Genomic DNA, 21,814 nt, shown 5'->3' with positions numbered 1-21,814 from the left:
TTTTGGTTTTGAGTTGCATGAAAATAGTTTACAGACATTGAATGGTAAGGGAATTAACAGTTGTCGGAAGAATCAAAAAAAGCCCCCAAACATATTCTGTCTGGGGGCATATTCACCAATAACTAATCCATTTTATCAAGGTTCTTCAGCTTATAGCGTCAGAACAAAAACCTTTCATCAGGGAGTAGTGGAGCGTTTAGCCCACTGTAATCTGGCGTGCAACCTTCTGCTCTTCAACCTTAATCTTAGGCAAGGTAATGGTGAGTACACCATTTGCAACACGTGCTGCAATACTTTCCTTCTGAACATCATCAGGCAGAATAAGTGTCTGCTCATACTTGCTATATGCGAACTCACGACGAAGGTAATGAGCCTTTTGCTCGCTCTCCTCGGCTTTCTTTTCCATCTTGATAGTCAAGTCGCCATCGCTGTTGATATTAACATCGAAGTCCTCCTTACTCAGACCTGGTGCTGCAAGTTCTACTATATAATCTTTTTCAGACTCCAGTACGTTGATAGCTGGTGCTGTTGGATTTGCCTTAGGCATATTTGTAGTGTTCAAAAAGTCATTGAAAACCTCTGGTAACCATGAATTTCTATACATAATTTTATCTCCTTTTCTTTAATTTGTTTGTTTATGTTTTGTACTGACTATTATGCAAGGAGCATACCATTAGAGTTTTTGTGACATTTTGTCTGTTACCTCTGACAATTTGACCTATAAGCCAAATTAGGTTTATAGGGCTGATAAGCGTAATAAAACCACCTTTTACTTATAATTAATGGGTGATTATACACCTTTTAGTTTGGATTGATATTATTTTTAATCGATAATAAAATAAAATGTAATAAAACTTTGTTTGTGTGTAAATATTTCCTATATTTGCGGTATGTTAATCAAAAATTAGATGTCAATGAAGAATTTTTACTTATCTGCAAAGCTATTTGTAAGCCTTTGTTTAGTTAGTTTTACAAGTACGGCATACGCGCAAAATGGAACACCTCGAGTGGCTAAACCTATGGGAGAAGTTGCTACTGAGCAGACAACGGTAGAGTTGTTAGATGATCCTTTTTTCTATTCATTTAATGATGGTAAGCCTACGCATTGGGTTACTGCAGGAACTGTTACTCAATTGAAGGCTGGTGATCGATACAGTAGTGATACTGGTTTCGGTGTTGGTATTGAGACTGCTGCTAATGTAGAGGGATGTCTTAAGCAGGTGATTGACCTTAAGCGTACAGGAAAGGAGGTAGTGCAAGGCGATGAGTTAGAATGTCTTGTACATTATAGTACGATAGAGAGCAAGCGCAGGGAAGGTCCATTCCGTCTTGCTTTGCGTTGGTTGGATGCTGCTGGTAACGAACTCGTTTCTACAGAAAAAGACTTTATTAATAATCCTGATATCTACTTTGGACGTATGAAAGCGTATGGCGATTTGAAGTTCCGTACGGTTTGTCCAGCTGGTGCAGTGAAGTTAGAGTTTGCTCTTTTGGTAGCTCCAGGAAGTCAGGTACGCATGGACGACTTCAGTGTGTTACGTTTATCAGACAAGGATAAAACTCCACTCGTAGCTATTCTTCCACAGTATCGTACGATGATGGGTGAGGTCGGACAAGCTACAACCTTCCCAATCGCCTTACAGGGAATGCACCTTAGTGCTGATCAGACACCAAACTTCGGGGGTACTAAGTCTTCTTCTGTAATGAAGTTAGATGTTGAGAAATTACCAAAGAATAGTACTATTAAAGCTAATCTGACAATTACGCCACAGGTAGCAGGCGTTTATGTGGGTAGTAATACCTATAAACTCCGCTTCTCTGGTGCTGATGCTGAAAACAGTGGTTCACTCAATTTGACTGGTTATTTTAAGAAAGCAGGTACTACTCCAACGATAAAACTTAAGTCGGGACAGGTTCGTGAGATGAGTGCAGCACCTAACAAGACTGACGAACAGTTACTTGATTTTGATATAAAAGATGTTATTACGAATGTTAACCTTGCTCTGAAGCATGATGCAAATTCTCCTTTCCGCATTGATGTGGGACAGTATTACTATGCGACAAGTTCTGGTAAACTCTATCATCGTCCTGTAAAGGTGACCTTTGCACCACGTAAAGCAGGAGTCTATGAGGCAGAGTTGAGGGTTTCAAGTGTCTTGGCAGATACGTTGGTTATCAAACTTAAGGGTGTTTCTGAGGCTGCTACTTCAGCTGATTTAGTTGAGAATTTCACGGATAATCGTGCGATGGACAGTCGCTTTACTGGTATGCGTGGAAGGGTTTTCATAAGTTTGACTTAGGTTACTGGAAACTTAATGGTAAATGGAATAGTAAAAGTAATGTTACGTTGGCAGCAAAGGATACACTCTACTATGATGAATTGGTTGCCAATGGAGTTAATACACTTCAGCTATCTCCAGTAAGTAGTGCTGCAAAGTGTACTGCTGAATATTCTATTGATGGTGGTGGTCACTGGAAATCACTCACTGTAGGCGATGCAGATGGTAAATATGTTGTGGGTACGCATCGTCCTACCCTCGTACGCTTTGTATCTTCAGAGAGTTTAGAAGTGCAGCGTGTTACGATCAGTCCAAATACAGTAGATGAACGAGAAACATTCGATAAGATTGAAGAAGCAATGCTGAAGGATGCGGATAGCAAACCTTTAGCAGTCCTTAATGAAACTTTCTCAGACTTACGCCATACACGTATTCTCGGCTTGAAAGGTTGGCAGAATCTCACTATACGCGGTGAACGTCCATTCTATGCATGGCAACAGAAGAATGCTGATCAGTCGGTTGTAGAGAACGAGGTAGCACAGATTTCTTTCTTGAAATATGGTGTTGAGGATAGACGTGAGCATGAAAGCTGGCTTATTTCTCCAACCCTATCTTATAAGAATGCACAAAGTAAGGATTTAACATTCAGTTTGATGTATCGTAATCAGACTACTAATGGCGAAGAACTGTTCGGCTTTTATATCATCACAGAGAAGGATGGTAAGGCTACACCTTACTTCTTAGATATATCTCAATATGTCCCAGCAGGGGTTAAGTTGGAGCCTGATATGTGGTTTGATTATCGTATAGACCTTTCTAAAGTAGAAGGACTTGCAATCGATGATAAGTTCCATGTGGCTTTTTCTTACTATAGTCCTGTGGGGGGTAATGCTACTTCCCTGAACTTTATGATTGATGATGTAACCTTCGGACGTACTGACCTTCCAGAACTGAGTGTTGACAATGACTTCATTCAGTTTGTATTCCGTCCAGGACAAGAGATGACACCTCAGCCACTTAATATATATAGTGATCGTACAACGGCACCTGTAACAATTACCTTGGCACCTTCCGCTCAGAAGAAGTATTTTAAACTTTCACATGAGAAGTTGCCACTCGAAGGTGGTTCGATTGCCGTTGGCTTCAAAAGTAATGACTCAAAGACGCACGCTGCTGCACTACTTGTCCAGACACGTGGGGCAGAACCTATCATCGTGAAGTTGCTTGCTCAACCTATCACTGCAGGTATCAGCAATGTTGCTGGTGGTGATGATGATGCACTGTTACCAATTGTTAGCGGTTCAGAACTGACCATTAACGGCAAGTATCAGACGTATCAGCTTTTCTCAACAGACGGTAGTCTCTTGCAGCAAGGCGGTTATCAGCAGCGTATTGACTTATCTGGTGTTCAGCCAAAGGTATTTGTCTTGAAGCTTAACACCGATAAAGGCGTAAAGTCTTTCACCTTAAAGCGTTAAGGAATCAGTTTCTGATACCTTGAGTGTGTGTCAGAAAAGAGCAACAAGAAAGGGGACAGACGTCGATGTCTGTCCCCTTTTGTTTTACTTTCTCACTTTGTTTCTTTTGCTCCTCCTGTTTTAAACGGATAAAGGATTATTCCTTTTCAAGCAGGTGTTGTAATACAACCGCATTGTTATGTTCCTCATCATGTGCCGCAAAGAGTAGGGTAGCGGTAGGATGTTCCTTGAGGACGGCACGCAGTTCGTCTAAGGCTCCACTTGCAGTTAACTCTGCACGATATCGTTCAGAGAACTCTGCAAACCGTTCGGGGTCATGACCGAACCACTTACGCAGTTCATTACTTGGCGCAACAGATTTCAACCAAAGGTCGATTTGTGCCTTTTCTTTACTGATACCTCGCGGCCATAATCGGTCAACGAGAATTCGATAACCGTCGGTTTCTTCAACCGGCGCGTAAGCACGTTTGATTTTCATTATCTTATTCCATCATTAATGCCCGTGGGAATATTATCTCGTTTTCTACGAAGATATGTTCGAGGAGATTGTTGCGGAACTGACGAAGGTCTGCAAGTGCCTTCACATATTCTGGTTCAGCACCCTCAGGGGCTGTGTAATCATTTGTTAGTTCTGCAATACGCTCATGACGTTCTATCTCGTCGTTGTGGTCAGCCATCATTGCATTGATAGGATGCTGGATTGTACCACAATGGAAAGGCGCATGCTCTTGACCATACTCAGCAGCATTGAAAATGTCGATAATGTATGGAAAGAGAATATTCTCTTCCTTCTGACAGTGAAGGTCGAGGTCGGCAACACTGTTGCGGAAATGATCTACTACACGGTCGAGTTCAGGATGATTAGCTGTAAGTGAGTTCAATCTGATAGCAAGTTCCTCACCCTGCTTGCGAATGTAACGATGATGAAACTTTAGTACATAGTCTACAAGTAGGTCGAGGTCCCATGCTTTAAAAGGGATAATGCTTTGAGAAAATGTTTGTGTCATTGTTATCTTTACTTTATCTTGTTCGTTTTATTTATGTGCAAAATTAAATATAATCGAGGAGAAAGTGGGGTAACAAATGTGTCCAAGTTGAGTTAAATCGAGTTAAATTTGTAGTAATCAAGAGAATCTTTGTAACTTTGTGTCCATGGAAAATAATGTGATGAAAGCACTCCGTTCCTGTCCACTTTTTGCAGGAATGAGTGAGATTGAAATAGACCTAACATTAGGAAATATTAGTTATCAGCTTGTATCTCTGCCTTCACATGAGGTATATGCCTTAGCGGGTATGCCTTGCAAGTATGTTGATATTGTTGTAAGTGGTAAGCTTATCTGTCGTATGGCAGCTTTATCGGGCAAACAGGTAGAGGTGAGTCGATTGCATAGTGGTAATATGGTAGCTCCTGCTTTTATCTTTTCTAAGGACAGGAGTCTACCTGTCAGTGTCGAAACAGATGGTAAAGTACAGCTATTTCGCATGCGTCCAGAGGAGTTGAAGCGTCTAATAGATTTGGATGAGACGATTCGTATGAACTATATTCGTATTCTCTCAAATATTGATGTGTTCTTGACGCAGAAGATGAAGGTGCTTAGTCTGTTTACTGTACGTGAAAAGGTGGCTTATCTTCTGATGGAACGTGCAGGAGAGCAGGGCAGCAATGAGGTACATTTGGAGCGTTCACGTCAGGAGATAGCAGACTCGTTTGGCATCCAGAAGTTCTCCTTGCTTCGTGTTCTATCTGACTTTGAGAAAGAGGGGGCGATAGAGATTCATGGACGAACAATCAAGATTTTGGATCGTAGGAAGATGTTGAAGTAAGTGTTCTATCCCTTAAGTGTATTTTATTTATTCTATATTTTAAGAATTAATGTTACTGAATATTTTATTTATTGTCGTGGGTATAGCCCTCGTTTTATGGGGTGCTGACCGCTTGACAGATGGTGCTGTGGCTGTAGCTGAGAAGATGAAGATGCCGCAAATAGTGATAGGATTGACAATTGTCGCAATGGGTACAAGTATGCCTGAGTTCTGTGTAAGTTTTATTTCTGCATTGAAGGGGACATCAGACTTGGCGGTTGGTAATATTGTTGGCTCCAACATCTTTAATGCTTTACTCATTGTTGGTGTGTCGGCATTGGTGGCACCGATGACGATTATGGAGACAACAGTAAGAAAGGATATTCCTTTTGCACTTGTAGCATCAGCTTTGTTGTTGATAATGTGTCTCGATGGAGATATTAGTAGGCTTGATGCTGGTATTCTCTTTGTGATGTTCCTTATCTTTATGTATATGACACTTAAAGGTGCTAAGAAGCAAGGAGCGGATGCTGAAGAGGCTATAGAGGGTGAAGGAAAGAAGCCGATGTCAACTTGGTTGTCTGTTGTATGGATTCTTGTCGGATTACTTTGTTTGATAGGAGGAAGTAACTTGTTTGTAGAAGGGGCTACGGCTGTTGCAACAAACCTTGGTGTATCGGAGGCTGTGATTGGTTTAACAATCGTGGCAGGAGGAACTTCTCTTCCAGAATTGGCTACAAGTGTTGTATCAGCTCGTAAAGGAAATAGCGGTATTGCAATAGGAAATGCACTTGGTTCTAATGTGTTTAACATTCTTGCAATCCTTGGTATTACGGGTATGATTACCCCAATGACATTGAAAGGTATTACTTATATAGACCTTTCTATGCTGGTTATCTCAATCATGCTCGTATGGCTCTTCTCGTTTACGAAGTACAAGATTGAACGATGGGAGGGAGCTGTGCTTACGGCTGTGTTTGTAGGTTATATCTATTCCTTACTATGATTTATTCCTTTGCTTTAGCTTAGAAGATTGCTTTTGAGCTAAAGCAAAGAAACAATATACTATTGACTTATCAGTAACTACCCATCTTTTTTGGATGTGTTGATGCTCAGCACGTGTTGTGTAAATGCCCAGCACATATTGTGTTAATGGTAAACACAGATAGTGTTTAGCGTTAATTGTCAGGCAAAAGATTGTTATGGTGGAGTCAACTTCTTATTAGTAAAGCGCTGTATAAGCATGATGTAGAAAAGACTTATTGGAGTACAATATACTTAATTCAAGAAAAAGAGTCATATCTGAACTCATGATTAGAGTTAGATATGACTCTTCTTTTATATTTATATGATGTGAAATTTCGGAGTGTCCGGCACAAATTTGCCACTTACTCGAATGAGTTTACAAAAGCTTTTATACTTTTAGGCTTTTGTTTTTCACACCATTACTTTTCTCTTATTTCAACTTCTCAGCCAAGACTTCCTGCAATCTGTTCTCACGGAGGTCCATTGCAACAATCTTACCCTGTGGGTCGATGAGGATGTTAGAAGGAATACTGCGGATACCATAGACAGCTGCTGCACTCGACTCCCAGCCTTTGAGGTCTGACATCTGAGGCCAAGTCATACCTAACTTCTCAACGGCAGCAGACCATTGCAGCTTTTTGCTATCGAAACTGACACCAATAATTTCTAATCCTTTGTCCTTATAACGATTGTAAGCTGCTACAACGTTTGGCATTTCTGCACGGCATGGACCACACCAACTTGCCCAGAAGTCTACCAATACATACTTGCCTTTACCAACCCAATCGCTAAGCTTTACCTGCTTACCATTGAGGTCTTGCATTGTGAGGTCTTTATACATAGAACCTGGCTGACGCAACTTGTAAGACTCGAATAACTGCTTTGGCTTTGCCATTTCAGGCTCGTTATAGTAGCCAGTGTTAGGATCGCAAAGTTCTTTCAACTCATCGAACTCAACGTCATACATAATCTTAGCAACGTATTTCGCTGGGAACTTTGTGTCTTTAAACTTTCTTGCAATCTCTAAGGCAGTAGTCTTCTGTACGTTGTCAAGAGAATCAGCTTTACTCATAATCTCATTCAACTTAGCCTTTTCTGCATCCGTGAAGGTTGCTGGGTCTTTCTTACCGAAAGCCTGATAGGCAGCCTCAAGTGATTTAAACTGTGCCTCTATCTGAGACATTTTCTCTTCGTATGGCTTGATGTCCTGCGCATTTGCAGTGAGAACAGCTGTAGCCAGTGCTGTCATTAAAATAATCTTCTTCATGTTAATCATTCATTTGATAAGGCTACAAAAGTAATGATTTTCTGCTTATCACAATGGTAAATTATGTTTTTTTATGCGTTTACGACCTTTTTATATGTAATTGGGAATGTCGAATATGCCATGAGCGCGAGTTTAATGATGCTTTTATACGGTTATAGTAAGTGAATTTTTATAAATATAAACACAGGTCGTTAATATCTGTATTAAAAAGTTCTGTCTATAAAAGTATTGCAAAGATATTAAAAATACAAGGTGTGAAAGCTATGTTATGTTGAATATTTATTAATAATACATACCTTTTTGTATTGTTTTTTACATAAAGTATTATTTTTGTATGGCTGAATTAGAGAGGATGAACTTATCAGCTAAAAAAACTATTACATAATATAAAACTTTATGGTTAAACATTTACACTCAGTCCTGACACTTGTGTTAGGATTCTTTTCTGTGGCTGCGTCAGCACAAGCACCAGCTACTGTAACAAAACCAGATGATGGTTATTATCGTATTGTAAATGCTCGTCAGCGTACTGATGGCAAGCAGTATGTTTATGTAACTGGTAAGTATGCGGCACAGCCTAATGCCACTAAGGCTGATGCAACCACATTGCCTGGTACTGTAATTCACCTTAAAACAGATGCAAGTAGCAATAATGCAAACTGGCTTGATGTGACGATGCTCCGTTCGCAGGGTGTTGATGTCATCAATGGTTACCTAAACCCTGCAATAGAAAAGGTGGAGAAAGCTGTGAAAGACAAGTTGATTGAAAAGCTTGGTGCTTTTAGGGGTAGCATAGCTTCTGGGTTATTTAATACGAGTGTAATTGGACAGTGGGACTTGAAGATGCACTTAAAGCCTGTTACCACATCTGATGGACGTACTGCTTATTATGCCTTTGCGACAGTTCCTTCCATGCAACCAATCTGTGATCTTTGGTCTATTGTAAAGTCGAGGGCAGGTAATGCACTGGATAGTTATCCTAACTTGAAGGCAGCTTTAGACCGTGGCAATCCAGACGATGTATGGTATGAAATAGAGCGCCTTGCCTTAGCAAAGATAGAAAGTAGTCCAAATGCCAATGCTGATATTGTTAATGTTATAAAGCATTATATTGGTACTACACGTGCAGAAAATCGTATCAATCAGGGACAGACTTACTATCTAATGTCTGGTGCACTCAAGAAGATTGACAACGGTAGAAATTATAATCCAAGTGATTTAACCAATACCTCACATAATGAGTATGAGGGTACACTTCCAAAGTTTGACTTTGTAAACAACAATAATACTGATACTTATTTTGGTCCTGAGCTCCCTGTAACAGGGGATGCTGCTATGTGGATCCTTGAAAAGGTTGATGATACAAACTACTTTGGTGTTAAGCCTTCTACTAACATGAGGGGTAGAGATGGTAAATATTATACTACACTTTATGTAGACTTCCCATTCCAAATTAAGGGTGATGTGAAAGCTTATACTATTGAAGGCGTTGAAGCTAAGAATGCAGATGGTTATTACTTCGCGAAAGTGAAGAAACTTGCTCAGCAAGGCGATGTTGTTCCAGCTCAGACCGCTGTTGTTTTGGAGTGTAATTCAACGAATCCTGCTGATAATCAGTTGTTGCCTACAGGTGATGAAAAACCTAAGCAAAGCAATAACCGTCTTTGTGGAACATTCTTTGGAGAGTCTATCAATGGCTTGACCGTCAAGGATGGTACTGGAGCAGAACGCAATGTAACACATGATAATATCCGTGCATTTAATATCAATACCGCAGATAGCAGAAATCCAATTGGTTTCTATAAACTGAATAACACTGTGACAACAATCCCAGGTAACAAGGCTTTCCTTGTACTTACCAATGCTGAGGCACAAGCTAAGGGCTTTGTCTTAGAGTTTGAGGACGGTGGTACAACTGGTATAGAGACTATCGAAAACTCAAAGCATAGCACTGAGGATGGCATTTACTACGATTTACAGGGTCGTCGTGTTGAGAATCCAACTCGTGGTGTCTATATCGTGAATGGTAAGAAGGTTGTAATTAAGTAAGAAGGGAGTACAATTATGAAGAAGATATATATAGCTCCTCAGAGTGAGAAGGTAGTGCTGAATGTTAATGGTGACATTCTTGATAATCATTTTGGTAACCATAGTGGTGTACCAGTAGAGCCAACTAATCCTAAACCTGGTGACAGAGGTGAAACAGGTGGAGTAGATGGTTTTGAAGCGAAAGAAAACGAATGGGGTGAAATAGCATTCACTCCTTGGGAAGATTAAGCTTCTATAAGACAATTTGCAATAAAGTTTTTAGTTACGTCTAAACTTATATTGTATATAACTTAAGTGTGTTAGAATACTGATTCTATCGACAGACAGAGCGTCTGTTATTGTAGTTCAGTGTTTTAACACACTTTTCTTTTTCTAAAGAAGTTAAGGCTATTTGGATAAAAATGTGTACCTTTGCTGCCACTTAATTAAATAGGGGTACTTGATCAACCCCCTTTAACAAAACAAGAAAATGACAAAAAGTAAACAACAAGTGAGTGTGCTGTTTATGCTTTTCAGCATCCTCTTTTGCGTTTGCCTTATTGCGGCAAACATCCTCGAGACAAAGCAGATCTCAGTGTTAGGTATCTCATTGACAGGTGGATTGATTGTGTTTCCAATCTCTTACATCATCAACGATTGTGTATGTGAGGTTTGGGGATTTCAAAAGGCACGTCTACTGATATGGACAGGCTTTGCGATGAACTTCTTCTTCGTGGCAATGGGTGCGTTGTGTGATTGGATTCCGGGTGCCCCATATTGGACGAATGAAGCAGGCTTCCATGCTATCTTTGGTTTAGCTCCACGTGTGGCAGCAGCCTCTTTTGTAGCCTTCATCGTGGGTTCATTTGCTAATGCCTATGTGATGAGTAAGATGAAGATTCGCGATAAGGGACGTAACTTCTCATTACGAGCAATTCTTAGTACTATTGTGGGTGAGAGTTTCGACTCTGTTATCTTCTTCCCATTAGCGTTGGGCGGTGTTGTTCCAACAGAAGAACTCCCAAAGCTCATGCTATGGCAGGTATTATTGAAGACAGTTTATGAGGTTATCGCTCTTCCAATCACCATTCGTATAGTAAAGGCTTTGAAGGAACATGAGGGAGAGGATACTTATGATAATGATGTAAACTATAGTATTTGGAAGATATTTGCATTAAGTTAAATAAAACACAAGTTAAGCCAATAACGTTTATTGCACATTAGGGTACTAAACTTATTGGCTTAATTTCTTTAAAAAGAAGAATATGGAAAGAGAAAAAGAAGGCTTAAAGTCATTAGGTTCAAAGACTCAATACAGAATGGATTATGCACCAGAGGTGTTGGAATCATTTGTTAACAAGCACCCTGATAATGACTATTGGGTACGCTTCAACTGCCCTGAGTTTACCAGTTTATGTCCTATAACAGGTCAACCAGACTTTGCAGAGATTCGTATTTCATACATCCCAGACGTACGAATGGTTGAGAGTAAGAGTTTGAAGCTATATCTTTTTAGTTTCCGTAACCACGGTGACTTCCATGAGGATTGTGTAAATACGATTATGAAGGACCTTATCAAGTTGATGGATCCTAAGTACATCGAGGTTACAGGAATCTTTACTCCACGTGGTGGTATCAGTATCTATCCATACGCTAACTATGGCCGTAAGGGTACAAAGTATGAACAGTTAGCCGAACAACGATTTATCACGCACGAATAAAGAAGTATGTTCCTTGTTCGTAATAAATGCTGATTGTTATGACAACTAAGCGGATTGTATATTCTATCTTCTTACTTCACATCCTACTGTGCTTCAGTTGGTGGATATTGCACATGTGTCTGCCAGATGGTCTACGGCTCAATGTTGTCTTAGACAGTATTTTGTATTATGGTATGCTCTGCACCCTTCCTATATGGCTTTATCCCATAGGAAGAGTCATCAGAAAGAGCCTAAACCATAATAAGCTGTTAGGTGTGTTGGTGATTATCCTCTCCAGTGTGGTTGTACTTGTTGGTGGATTTATAGCTCTGCTTGTTTTTACTTTTAGTGGTCCAAAGTCTGTATGGTATAAAGATAAGACTTATGTCATTACAGAAGGTTCTGCATTATCTATATATTCTTTCTTCGTGTGCGATAGGGGAGGAATAGTAGATAAGGTGAAGTATAAAGGGTTCACTGGTGGTTCACCGCTCATCCCTGATTCTGCACAATGGAAGTTCTATGACCAGTGGGGAGTACTGATGGCATGGTCGGATAATAAGCTTGATAAAGCCCGAGATATGAAGGCTTATAGTCTTTTTGTTATCGACTCCTTATTATATAATCGGCATCAAAAGGAAATCCTTAATCTGCGTAAGTCGTATCTTGCAAAGGAACAGAATTATATCCTCAAAGGGTTTCTTTCATATGGAGGAGGCTCTATTCCCACATATGAGTTCGGATATAATACGAAGACACGGACGATGACGATATTAAGTGGGGTGGCTATTACGAGGAGGGCAATCGTATTAGATTGTCCAAAGAGGCGAATGATAGCGTCATAACGCTAATCCGTCAACACCCTGAAGCACAGGTAAGAGATGGTGAGCATTATGATTGTTATGGGAAAGGGAAAATGTGTTCATCGCTCGAAGTAAATAATCGCACTATCTTTGATTGTGTTGAAAGTGATTTCTCGCGCATGCCTGCTCCTTTCCGAGATATCATGCGATTGTTTGCAAGTAAGGATGTACAGGGTCGTGATCTATTGTTTTGTTTAGATAAGTCAAGGTGATTTGTCAATATTGAGTGCGCAACAAAACACACTATATACCCCTATTTTAGTTTCTTTTTTGTTTGCTGTCATATTTAACATTTGTCGTAATAATCTAAATTATAGTGTATTACAAGTCGTAAGCGCATGACAGAAGTGACAGCAAATATGATTTTGCTTTGTTTCAGTGTTTGCGATGATAATAAATAAGACAGAAAAGGTTGGACTAACCATTGGTAGTTCAACCTTTTCTGCTTTCTGTACTATATGATAGGAGTTGTATCTCCTAACGGCAAGACGCCCTTCTCACATCGAGGAGGGCGTCTTGTTAGGGGGAAGAGAATATAGCTATGATAACAATTAGGGGCATAGCTCCTTATTCATGATAGCTATTTAGCTTTGAAAGATAGAACTTCTTAAAGTCGCTCCATCGATAGTAATATGGTGTAGAGGTCTTTGGAAGGGGTAGCGTAGCTTCCTCCTCGTTGAGTAAAACCTTCACGAGAACATCAGCTTTTGGATTCTTCGGATTCTTATAGAAAACAAACTGGATGTTAGCAGCCATAGGGACAATGCGTGTAGAACTCCAATCCTTCAGGGTAAGACTGTCTATATCTGAAACCTTGATGTCATTGTTATTAAGATTCAGTAGGCACGTCAATGGCATAACCATCGTGTCATGGCCGAAACGAAGGGTTGCACCTGGATGAGGGAGGGCAAGACAAGAATCAGCATCAGTGATAATCTTGCGCAAGAGATTACGCTGTGAGAAAGGTTGATTACCTCCGCTTTGTGGTGCACTGGCATAACGTAAGTACCACCAAGCATTGCTCCTCTGCCATAGTTGGTACAACTCATCGGCTGTAAAGAGGTTGTATAGCGAGAGCGAATGGCGTATCTCTGAGTTCTGAACAATGCTTGCTAAACTGAAAAGGTCGAAGGTAAGCTGTCCTGCATCCACCTTCTTTGTCACGTATTCTTTATCCTTAAAGAGACGAGCCATCAATGGTTTGGTATCAATATTGCGTTTGCCCCACTCGTCAATCGTATTCTTTACAGCACTGCTATCCCTTTGATGAGAGAGTTTCTTGTCTGGCTGCTTCATAAAATACATGTCATGTGCGCTCGCATCATGCCTAATTCTCAACCGAGGGTTATGTCGAATCAGTTCCTGCAGTTCGTTCTCCATGGATAGAATACAGCGTATAACATCCGTCGACTTGGCATCCACCCATACCGAATCACGGAATACAGATGGGAAACGACGATACATTCTTCGTGCAATCTGCTGATGCTGCTGTGCTCCTAATGGTGTCAGCTCTCCCCATCGTTTATAAGATTCTGTATACATGAGGCGTAATTTCTTCAAGACGTCCTTTCCTTCATTGGTCAACACACCAGCCGAATCAGCTTGCTGTAGGGTTTCTATAGGACGGAGATACTGTTGCTCATGAATGAGATAGCGTGACCCATGTCGCCCATAATGCGATAGATATACAGGAAGATAGCCTGAAGGAGCAGGCGTTAGCCTACCCGAAGGTGCTGGGTAAGCAAGGTAATTGTTGGCAGAAAGCTCAGGATGCTCACTGATCTGCTTTCTGAATGATTGTGCTGTGACGTGTAACGATGCTGAGATGGCTAACGCACAAAGCAAGATAAGTTGTTTTTTCATATCGTTGTGATTTGATCTAAACTACTGTGCAAAGGTAATCATTTTCTATAAACATACGTAATAGAGTGTAAGTTAAAGGCTCATTCCATGTAAATGTCTATACTGCTTTATCCCATTCTTATGGTATTGTTAGTGTCGTTTATGCCCTCCGCACTAATGGTGCTCACCCTCCGCACTATATGTGCTGAGCATTAGCACCAATGGTGTTGGGCATCTATACTTTGGTAGGGAAGGGTAGGATAGGTCTGTCTGAACCTATAAGTGTGTGGGATAAGGTACTAAACGATAGTCTAAAAATACTTAAAACACTTTTGTTTACATGTAAATATCAAAGATAAATACTATCTTTGTTTCGTTCATAGTAGGTTGACTATGCGCAAACTTGACTATAAAAGAATTACAAACTAACATAAACAATTATGCTACGAAAAACGTTTTTCATCATTGCCATGTGCTTGGTAGGACTGAGTGCATGGAGTATGGGAGTAGGGAACAAGGTACGTGTGGGTGTTTTCCAAGGTAATGGCGGTGCACAAACGTGTATTTGGGAGACGATTGCATCCATACAATTGGATCCTGATATGACGGTCCGAACTATCACTACGGGTGATATTGCGAATGGCGTTTTGAAGGATTTGGATGCTATCATTATCCCAGGTGGTGAGGGAGCGACGCAGTATATGAATCTTGGAGAGGAAAACATGGAACGAATAAGAAACTTTATTCGTTCAGGAAAAGGTGCTGTGGGTATCTGTGCTGGTGCCTATCTCTTTACAGACACACCAGGATATGCTTGTATGCACATTAATGGTGGAAAGGCAATTGATATTGAGCATGATAATCGTGGACATGGAATATCAGCCTTCTCCCTCACGGCAGAAGGTAAAAAACTATTCCCTGAGCTTGCTAAGCGTGATAAGTCATACGTCATGTATTACGAAGGTCCTGTCCTTGTAAAGAGTGACAATATTCCACTTCCTTACACGACTATGGCGATAATGGAAACCGATGTGCATGAAGAGGGTAATGCTCCAGCTAACATGACGAATAATCGTCCTTTCTTTATTGCCAATGAATATGGGAAAGGGCGTGTCTTTAGTAGTATCTCGCACCCAGAGGCAACACCAGGAATGATGTGGATGATACCACGCATGGTGCGTTGGACCTTACGCATGCCAGTCGTAGCATATTCGAAGCGAGTCGTTAATCCCGATTTATACAATCGTGAGATTCTCATGACGAAAGATGATTTGAGAAAGGAACGTGGATATTATAGAACATTCTTATACGGTTCGCCTAAGGAGAAGATAGCTGCACTCGACTGGTTACAGGCATGTCGGTCATGGGATGCTAAGCGTTGGGTGCAAGGCTTACTCTTTGACAATAGTCCTGCGGTAAGAGAACGTGCGGCTCGCTTTATTGCTGAGACTGACTATCTTCCCTTCTTATCAGACTTAGAAGCGGCATGTCGGGTAGAACGTGATGAGCAAACGAAACAAAAAATGGTGAAGCATCTTGAGCATCTGAAAGCATTATTGCCACATAAATAACCCTTATCTTGTAGAGTCTATTATAGGGTGGAAATGGATTAGACGTGGGCACTGTCTCGAAGGAGACATTACTTGAAAACAAATTTTCCTGTCATTCTTGTCATTCAAATTGACAGGTTAATGTGTTGATAAACAATGCTGTTATGAGAAATGTTAAAAGTGACAGCAAAACGAAATTAAACTTATTGTGGTAATAGAAGTAATAACTTCTCTTTGTTTTAGTAGGTTAGATTATTTCACTTCTTGGAAGATTCACAGATTAGTTCAATGATGATAAATAAAAAAGGCAGCATCAAAGCTTAATTTGATACTGCCTTTTAATTTTTAGAGAATCCCTTTTAGGATTAAAAAGTGGACCTGGTGGGAGTCGAACCCACGTCCGCACAAGGAAACCATACGCTTTCTACACGTTTATTCCAGCCTTCGATTTTCGTATGTCGGCAAGACCTGGACCACCAACCGACATCTTATCCTCTAAATTTTCATCAGTGCAGCGAGGCATACACTGACTATTTCCGATTGAACCTGCATCGCTTACTCTCTGGATTCGGAACAACATCCTCGGAGCGATGTCTCGTCCAACTATCTAATAGTCGGATAAAGCCAGTAACCTACTGTACTTCGGTTAGGCAGCGAGAGCGTAATTGTTTTCGCCAATTAATTTTTCGATAACTGAGATTTAGGAGCCAGTCAACGATGCTCCGCGTGCTTACGTACCATCTCGTCTTGCCGTCAAATCCAAACAAGCCCATAGTACAATGAGGACTTTTATGGGTTTTAGTCGATGTTATTCGCCTTTATCCCTATGTTTATCCTCTTCTGTTTCCACTGAATCAGACTGCAAATATAAGGAGAGTTCACGAAACTACCAAATCTTTAAGTACTTTTCTGCTTAATTTCATAGATAATTGCCCTCTGTCTGAAATTTGTTGTAACTTTGCAAGTACAACGCATTTGCGATGAAGATACAAGACATACAGAAATTATATGCTATGCTGCCACAGGCAGGAGCGATACAAAAGATACAGAAAGATAAGTCGATAAGAACTGTTTTTCTGCAAGGACTCGTGGCTTCAGCTGCTCCGATGTTCTTTGCATCAATAGCTGAACGATGGAAGACTACGACTGTTTTCGTGTTGAATGACAATGATGAGGCGGGTTATTTCTACAATGACCTCAAGACAATTGCTATGCCTGCAGATGGTGAAGGGAAGGTGGCAGAGGTGCTGTTTTTTCCATCGTCTTATCGTCGTGCAGTGAAATATGGACAGCGTGATGCGGGTAATGAAATCCTGCGTACAGAGGTGCTGACACGTCTTTCAGCCCTTGCCTCGGATGCTGACAACGCTCTACCGCTTTATATTGTCACTGAGCCATCAGCCCTATCAGAACTTGTTGTATCAAAAAAACAGTTGGATGAACGTCGTTTGACATTGACTGTGGACCAGCATATTGATATTGTGGAGGTAGAGAAAACCTTACGTTCTTTTGGTTTTACAGAGACTGATTATGTTTATGAGCCAGGTCAGTTTGCTGTGCGTGGTAGTATTATTGATGTCTATTCCTTCTCAAACGAACTCCCTTTCCGTATCGACTTCTTCGGCGATGACATTGAAACCATTCGCAACTTTGAAGTGGAGACGCAGTTGTCTACAGAGAAGCTGACACGTGTTGAGATTGTTCCAGAGCTGACAACGATGTCAGAAGAGAAGGTGCCTTTCCTTCAGTTCTTGCCAGAAGATGCCGTGTTGGCATTTAAGGACTTCCTCTATGTGCGTGATGCGATTGATAATATCTATCAAGAAGGCTTTACTAATCAGGCTCTGACAGAGAAGTTAGAGGGTAAGACGGAATTAGAACAGCGTGAATTGGAAGTGGCTTTCCGTAAGGAAGGGCAACTGGTGCCAGCCTCACGTTGGATGAATGATGCGCTTGACTTCCGTCGTATAGAGTTTGGTATCAATTATTCCTCTTCAGACCTTGCAAAGAAGAAGGATGGTTCACGGGCTACTATTAACTTCAGTACCTCGCCACAACCACTCTTCCACAAGAACTTTGACTTGCTGTCTAAGACCCTTCGTGACTATCTTATAAAAGGTTATAAACTTTATATCTTTGCAGATAGCGAGAAGCAGACTGTACGTTTGAGAGATATCTTCGATTCATTGTCAGATACAAATGTCTCACCTGACTCTGAGAATCTGTCTGTAGCTGAACTGTCTGGGGAGGGGCAGGATGCGACGGTGGGAGCTTTACCTTTTACACCTGTCAACCGAACGTTGCATGAAGGTTTTGTTGATAGTACGCTGAAGGTATGTTTCTTTACCGATCATCAGATTTTTGACCGTTTCCATAAGTACAATCTCAAGTCAGACAAGGCACGTCAAGGTAAGATGGCTTTGACGATGAAAGAGCTGCAAGAAATGGAACCTGGTGACTTCTTAGTGCATGTTGACTTTGGAATAGGTAAGTTTGCTGGTCTGGTTCGTGTGCCTGCTGGCGACTCTTATCAAGAGATGATACGTCTGGTTTATCAGCATAATGACATTGTAGACGTATCTATTCACTCGCTCTATAAGATTAGTAAGTATCGTCGTGGTGATAGTGGTGAACCACCACGATTGTCTGTTCTTGGTTCAGGTGCTTGGGATCGACTGAAAGAAAAGGCGAAGAAGCGTATCAAGGATATTGCACGCGATCTCATAAAACTCTATGCTAAGCGACGTCGTGAAAAAGGATTTGCCTTTTCTCCAGACTCGTTTATGCAGCATGAATTGGAGGCTTCATTCCTTTATGAGGATACGCCCGACCAGTTGAAGGCTACACAAGAACTCAAACAAGATATGGAAAGCGCACGTCCGATGGACCGTCTGGTTTGTGGTGACGTGGGATTTGGTAAGACAGAGGTGGCTATCCGTGCAGCTTTCAAGGCTGCTGTGGATAATAAGCAGGTGGCTGTATTAGTACCTACAACCGTGTTAGCTTTCCAGCATTACCAAACTTTCAAGAAGCGATTGAAGGATATGCCTGTGCGTGTCGACTACCTCTCACGTGCTCGCAGTGCTAAACAAACAAAACAGGTGTTGGAGGATTTGGCAGAGGGAAAGATAGATATTCTTGTTGGTACGCATAAGTTGATAGGGAAGTCGGTGAAGTGGCATGACCTCGGACTACTTATCATTGACGAAGAGCAGAAGTTCGGTGTGTCGACAAAGGAGAAACTTCGCCAATTAAAAACAAATGTTGACACCCTTACGATGTCGGCAACGCCTATCCCACGTACGCTACAGTTTTCACTGATGGGTGCACGTGATATGAGTATTATGCGTACACCGCCACCCAATCGTTATCCTATTCAGACCGAAATAGCTTCTTTTTCACATGAAGTGATAGCAGATGCAATCAACTTTGAGATGAGCCGTAATGGACAGGTTTACTTTGTAAATGACCGCATCAGCAATCTTCCAGAGATAGCAAATCTTATTAAAAAGTATGTGCCAAACTGCCGTATCGCTATCGGACATGGACAGATGAAACCTGAAGAATTGGAGGAGATAGTGATGGGCTTTATGAACTATGACTATGACGTACTGCTTTCAACAACGATTGTTGAGAATGGTATTGATATTTCCAACGCCAATACTATTATCATTAACGATGCTCATCGTTTCGGACTCTCCGACCTGCACCAGATGCGTGGTCGTGTGGGACGTTCTAATAAAAAGGCTTTCTGTTATCTACTTGCTCCTCCTTTGGCTGCATTAAACCCAGAGGCGCGTCGTCGGCTGGAGGCTTTGGAGACCTTCTCCGACCTCGGTAGTGGATTTAATCTTGCGATGCAGGACCTTGATATCCGTGGTGCTGGTAACCTCTTAGGCTCTGAGCAGAGTGGATTTATGGAGGATTTGGGATACGAGACCTATCAGAAAATCCTCAATCAGGCGGTGATGGAGCTGAAAAATGATGAGTTCCAAGATTTGTATGAAGAGGAGATGGACGAAGGAAAGCAGATTACGGGTGATGACTTTATTGATGATTGTGCCGTAGAGAGCGACCTTGAAATGTACTTCCCTGATAACTACGTGCCGGGTAGTTCAGAGCGTATGCTGCTGTATCGTGAACTGGATAATATAGAAAAAGACGAAGACCTCGATGCCTATCGTAAGCGACTCCAAGACCGTTTCGGTCCTGTTCCACGTCAAGGTGAGGAACTGATGCAGGTCGTTGCACTTCGTCGTGTGGGTAAGCGATTGGGTTGTGAGAAGATTATCCTTAAGCAAGGACGTATGCAGATGCAATTTGTTTCTAATCCTAATAGTGTCTACTATCAGAGTGCTGCCTTTGATAAGGTTCTCAATTACATCGGTTATCATCCTCGTCGTTGCAATCTGAAGGAACGAAATGGCAAACGTTCTATGGTAGTCAGTGATGTGAAGACGGTAGGAGAAGGAGTTAAAGTTTTAAGAGCAATAGAACAAGGGAACAAAATGTCTTGATGAAATGGATACCCTAAGTTCACTTTGAATATTCATCCAATGGTGGAAGACCAACCTCCTTCCGCCATTGATTGACCATTTTCTTATTAAGTAAAGGGCAGATTCCATTGTGATTTCTCTGTGTTCCGTATTTCTGAGGTCGCCCCTCTCTTACATCAATCCTGTCATGTAGAGCAGCAACTAAAGCAGCTTGAATGTTCCCTTCTGTCGCAGCTCTCTCCAACATAGGTAGATATTCTTTCTGTACGTCCAAGGGTGCATGCTGAATGATTATCCATGCTGCCTCACAAGCAGAAGTGCCTACTTCTGTCTTTTTAGGGAAGCCGTGTTCTTTCAATATTTGCCTTATCTCGACTTGGTTGAGAGAGTCAATACTATCAGCACGAAGCCTTAACGCTATATCATATTGTGTCTCCTCATGGTGCAACTGTCGGCTCAATATCCATTGTGTCCTATAAGCTTGGTCACGTTCAAGCATCTCTTCTAAATGGTTCTTCAGTGATAAATCATAGTTATAGATATCTGCTCGCTTATCAAACTCATCTTCATAAGAAGGCACAGTAGCAGAGTCTGGCATCTGATAGTAATCCTTTTCCATTCTTATACGGTGCTTATCAAACTTATAAGCAGCCTCTTCTTTATCAACCATACGTAATTTATAAGCAACACTTGATAACTTGGAAGGAAAGATGTAACGATCATCTGCGAATGCTTCAGTATATACACGGATGGCATCATCATAACGCCCTTGCTCATAAAGAGAGTCGGCATGGAAGATAAGACGCCAATAATCATCCTGTGAGGAAGGTGTCTTGATATCTGAAGACATTAATTTAGGAGTGCTGTTAGAAAGGTTGAATCGTTTTAGAGTTGAGTTCTTCATATCTTCTAAAATAGAGCCAACTAACTCTAAATGTTCCAATCGTGTGACATCCCATTGATAATGTCCATAAGAAGGATAGGACTTGTTCTTGCTCTGAAGAATATAAACTATACCTTTCGTCTTACCATCTATCAATATCCTATCCACACATATTACTCGGTGCTTCTTTCTTATTATGAAGAGATTACGCCATACAATATTGGGCTGCTGTGCTTGTTTCGGTCCATTAAAGAAAGTACGATAAACAAATAATGCACCGTCATCCCTTATTTCATAGTCAGGCTCTGCTGTAATAATACCATTGTTGGTGAAGCTCCAGCTGTTACTATTGGTGGGTTTAAGAGAGTCTAATTGAAAAGGGACATCTCGCCTTATTCCATTCAGCATACGTTGTTCTTCTGTAAGTTTAACAGAGCTACATGCGAATAGTAAAGATGAAAGGATAATAGTTAAGATAATTTTATTCATGGGGTAATGTGTTATTTTTTGCAAATATACAATTTATTTCTATTATCATATATGTGAGCAAGTATAAAATTAAACAAAAAACTTGCGAAACTGATAAATCATGCTTAAAT

General features: G+C 41.0%; 17 protein-coding genes and 1 other RNA gene. 11 read left to right on the top strand and 7 right to left on the bottom strand.

Annotated elements, in window-relative coordinates; translation table 11 throughout:
* Positions 1 to 196 precede the first annotated feature (196 nt).
* The gene (locus HMPREF0659_RS05140; protein WP_004361325.1) at positions 197 to 604 is read right to left on the bottom strand and encodes an Hsp20/alpha crystallin family protein; all 408 of its coding nucleotides are present in this window, start codon (positions 602 to 604) and stop codon (positions 197 to 199) included.
* Between the two features lie 310 nt (positions 605 to 914).
* On the opposite strand from HMPREF0659_RS05140, the gene HMPREF0659_RS12885 reads away from it, so the two are divergent.
* A complete protein-coding gene (locus tag HMPREF0659_RS12885) occupies positions 915 to 2,300 on the top strand; it encodes a hypothetical protein (protein WP_226893168.1) in 1,386 nt (461 codons plus the stop codon).
* 47 nt (positions 2,301 to 2,347) lie between these two features.
* Positions 2,348 to 3,757 carry a choice-of-anchor J domain-containing protein gene (locus tag HMPREF0659_RS12880; protein ID WP_226893167.1) on the top strand — a complete coding sequence of 470 codons (1,410 nt, stop codon included), beginning with the start codon at positions 2,348 to 2,350 and terminating at the stop codon, positions 3,755 to 3,757.
* A 136-nt stretch (positions 3,758 to 3,893) separates the two neighbouring features.
* Here HMPREF0659_RS12880 and HMPREF0659_RS05130 read toward each other — a convergent pair whose 3' ends face one another.
* Together HMPREF0659_RS05130 and HMPREF0659_RS05125 are read right to left on the bottom strand one after the other, a co-directional pair.
* On the bottom strand, positions 3,894 to 4,235 hold the full coding sequence (locus HMPREF0659_RS05130; RefSeq protein ID WP_013264332.1) for a DUF488 domain-containing protein: 342 nt from the start codon (positions 4,233 to 4,235) through the stop codon (positions 3,894 to 3,896).
* A gap of 4 nt (positions 4,236 to 4,239) precedes the next feature.
* Positions 4,240 to 4,764, bottom strand: a complete 525-nt coding sequence (locus HMPREF0659_RS05125; protein WP_013264897.1) for a hemerythrin domain-containing protein — start codon at positions 4,762 to 4,764, stop codon at positions 4,240 to 4,242.
* Positions 4,765 to 4,909: 145 nt separating this feature from the next.
* On the opposite strand from HMPREF0659_RS05125, the gene HMPREF0659_RS05120 reads away from it, so the two are divergent.
* Positions 4,910 to 5,581, top strand: coding sequence for a Crp/Fnr family transcriptional regulator (locus HMPREF0659_RS05120; protein WP_013264218.1), 672 nt, complete (start codon positions 4,910 to 4,912; stop codon positions 5,579 to 5,581).
* Positions 5,582 to 5,630: 49 nt separating this feature from the next.
* Complete coding sequence (locus HMPREF0659_RS05115; RefSeq protein WP_013264692.1) at positions 5,631 to 6,566, top strand: calcium/sodium antiporter; 936 nt, start codon at positions 5,631 to 5,633, stop codon at positions 6,564 to 6,566.
* Between the two features lie 450 nt (positions 6,567 to 7,016).
* Here HMPREF0659_RS05115 and HMPREF0659_RS05110 read toward each other — a convergent pair whose 3' ends face one another.
* Positions 7,017 to 7,853: a peroxiredoxin family protein gene (locus tag HMPREF0659_RS05110; RefSeq protein WP_013265028.1), complete on the bottom strand. Its 837-nt coding sequence runs from the start codon at positions 7,851 to 7,853 to the stop codon at positions 7,017 to 7,019.
* Between the two features lie 396 nt (positions 7,854 to 8,249).
* Between HMPREF0659_RS05110 and HMPREF0659_RS05105 the strand changes: the two genes are divergently transcribed.
* The 5 genes from HMPREF0659_RS05105 to HMPREF0659_RS05085 all read left to right on the top strand — a co-directional run bounded on the left by HMPREF0659_RS05105 (position 8,250) and on the right by HMPREF0659_RS05085 (position 12,426).
* Positions 8,250 to 9,902 (top strand): hypothetical protein, encoded by a 1,653-nt coding sequence (locus HMPREF0659_RS05105; RefSeq protein WP_013265022.1) that lies wholly within the window; start codon positions 8,250 to 8,252, stop codon positions 9,900 to 9,902.
* Between the two features lie 15 nt (positions 9,903 to 9,917).
* Positions 9,918 to 10,130 (top strand): hypothetical protein, encoded by a 213-nt coding sequence (locus HMPREF0659_RS05100; protein ID WP_004361317.1) that lies wholly within the window; start codon positions 9,918 to 9,920, stop codon positions 10,128 to 10,130.
* Between the two features lie 241 nt (positions 10,131 to 10,371).
* A complete protein-coding gene (locus HMPREF0659_RS05095) occupies positions 10,372 to 11,064 on the top strand; it encodes a queuosine precursor transporter (RefSeq protein ID WP_013263994.1) in 693 nt (230 codons plus the stop codon).
* A gap of 82 nt (positions 11,065 to 11,146) precedes the next feature.
* The gene (gene queF, locus HMPREF0659_RS05090; protein WP_013264236.1) at positions 11,147 to 11,602 is read left to right on the top strand and encodes a preQ(1) synthase; all 456 of its coding nucleotides are present in this window, start codon (positions 11,147 to 11,149) and stop codon (positions 11,600 to 11,602) included.
* Between the two features lie 38 nt (positions 11,603 to 11,640).
* A complete protein-coding gene (locus HMPREF0659_RS05085; protein WP_226893166.1) occupies positions 11,641 to 12,426 on the top strand; it encodes an endopeptidase in 786 nt (261 codons plus the stop codon).
* Between the two features lie 585 nt (positions 12,427 to 13,011).
* Here the strand turns inward: HMPREF0659_RS05085 and HMPREF0659_RS05080 are convergent.
* Entirely contained in the window at positions 13,012 to 14,307 is a 1,296-nt protein-coding gene (locus tag HMPREF0659_RS05080; RefSeq protein WP_013264558.1) for a histidine-type phosphatase, read from the bottom strand.
* A 419-nt stretch (positions 14,308 to 14,726) separates the two neighbouring features.
* Here HMPREF0659_RS05080 and HMPREF0659_RS05075 point away from each other — a divergent pair, with 419 nt between their 5' ends.
* The gene (locus tag HMPREF0659_RS05075; RefSeq protein ID WP_013264048.1) at positions 14,727 to 15,857 is read left to right on the top strand and encodes a BPL-N domain-containing protein; all 1,131 of its coding nucleotides are present in this window, start codon (positions 14,727 to 14,729) and stop codon (positions 15,855 to 15,857) included.
* A gap of 349 nt (positions 15,858 to 16,206) precedes the next feature.
* Here the strand turns inward: HMPREF0659_RS05075 and ssrA are convergent.
* Positions 16,207 to 16,607, bottom strand: a transfer-messenger RNA (tmRNA) gene (ssrA, locus tag HMPREF0659_RS12400).
* Positions 16,608 to 16,816: 209 nt separating this feature from the next.
* Between ssrA and mfd the strand changes: the two genes are divergently transcribed.
* A complete protein-coding gene (gene mfd, locus HMPREF0659_RS05070) occupies positions 16,817 to 20,353 on the top strand; it encodes a transcription-repair coupling factor (protein ID WP_013264883.1) in 3,537 nt (1,178 codons plus the stop codon).
* A gap of 19 nt (positions 20,354 to 20,372) precedes the next feature.
* Here mfd and HMPREF0659_RS05065 read toward each other — a convergent pair whose 3' ends face one another.
* Positions 20,373 to 21,704, bottom strand: coding sequence for a DUF6624 domain-containing protein (locus HMPREF0659_RS05065; RefSeq protein ID WP_013264256.1), 1,332 nt, complete (start codon positions 21,702 to 21,704; stop codon positions 20,373 to 20,375).
* Between the last annotated feature and the right edge of the window lie 110 nt (positions 21,705 to 21,814).

This window comes from Prevotella melaninogenica ATCC 25845 (assembly GCF_000144405.1).
GTDB lineage: Bacteria > Bacteroidota > Bacteroidia > Bacteroidales > Bacteroidaceae > Prevotella > Prevotella melaninogenica.
Note: the sequence above shows the minus strand (reverse complement) of the source record. Positions and strands in the feature narration are given on the sequence as shown.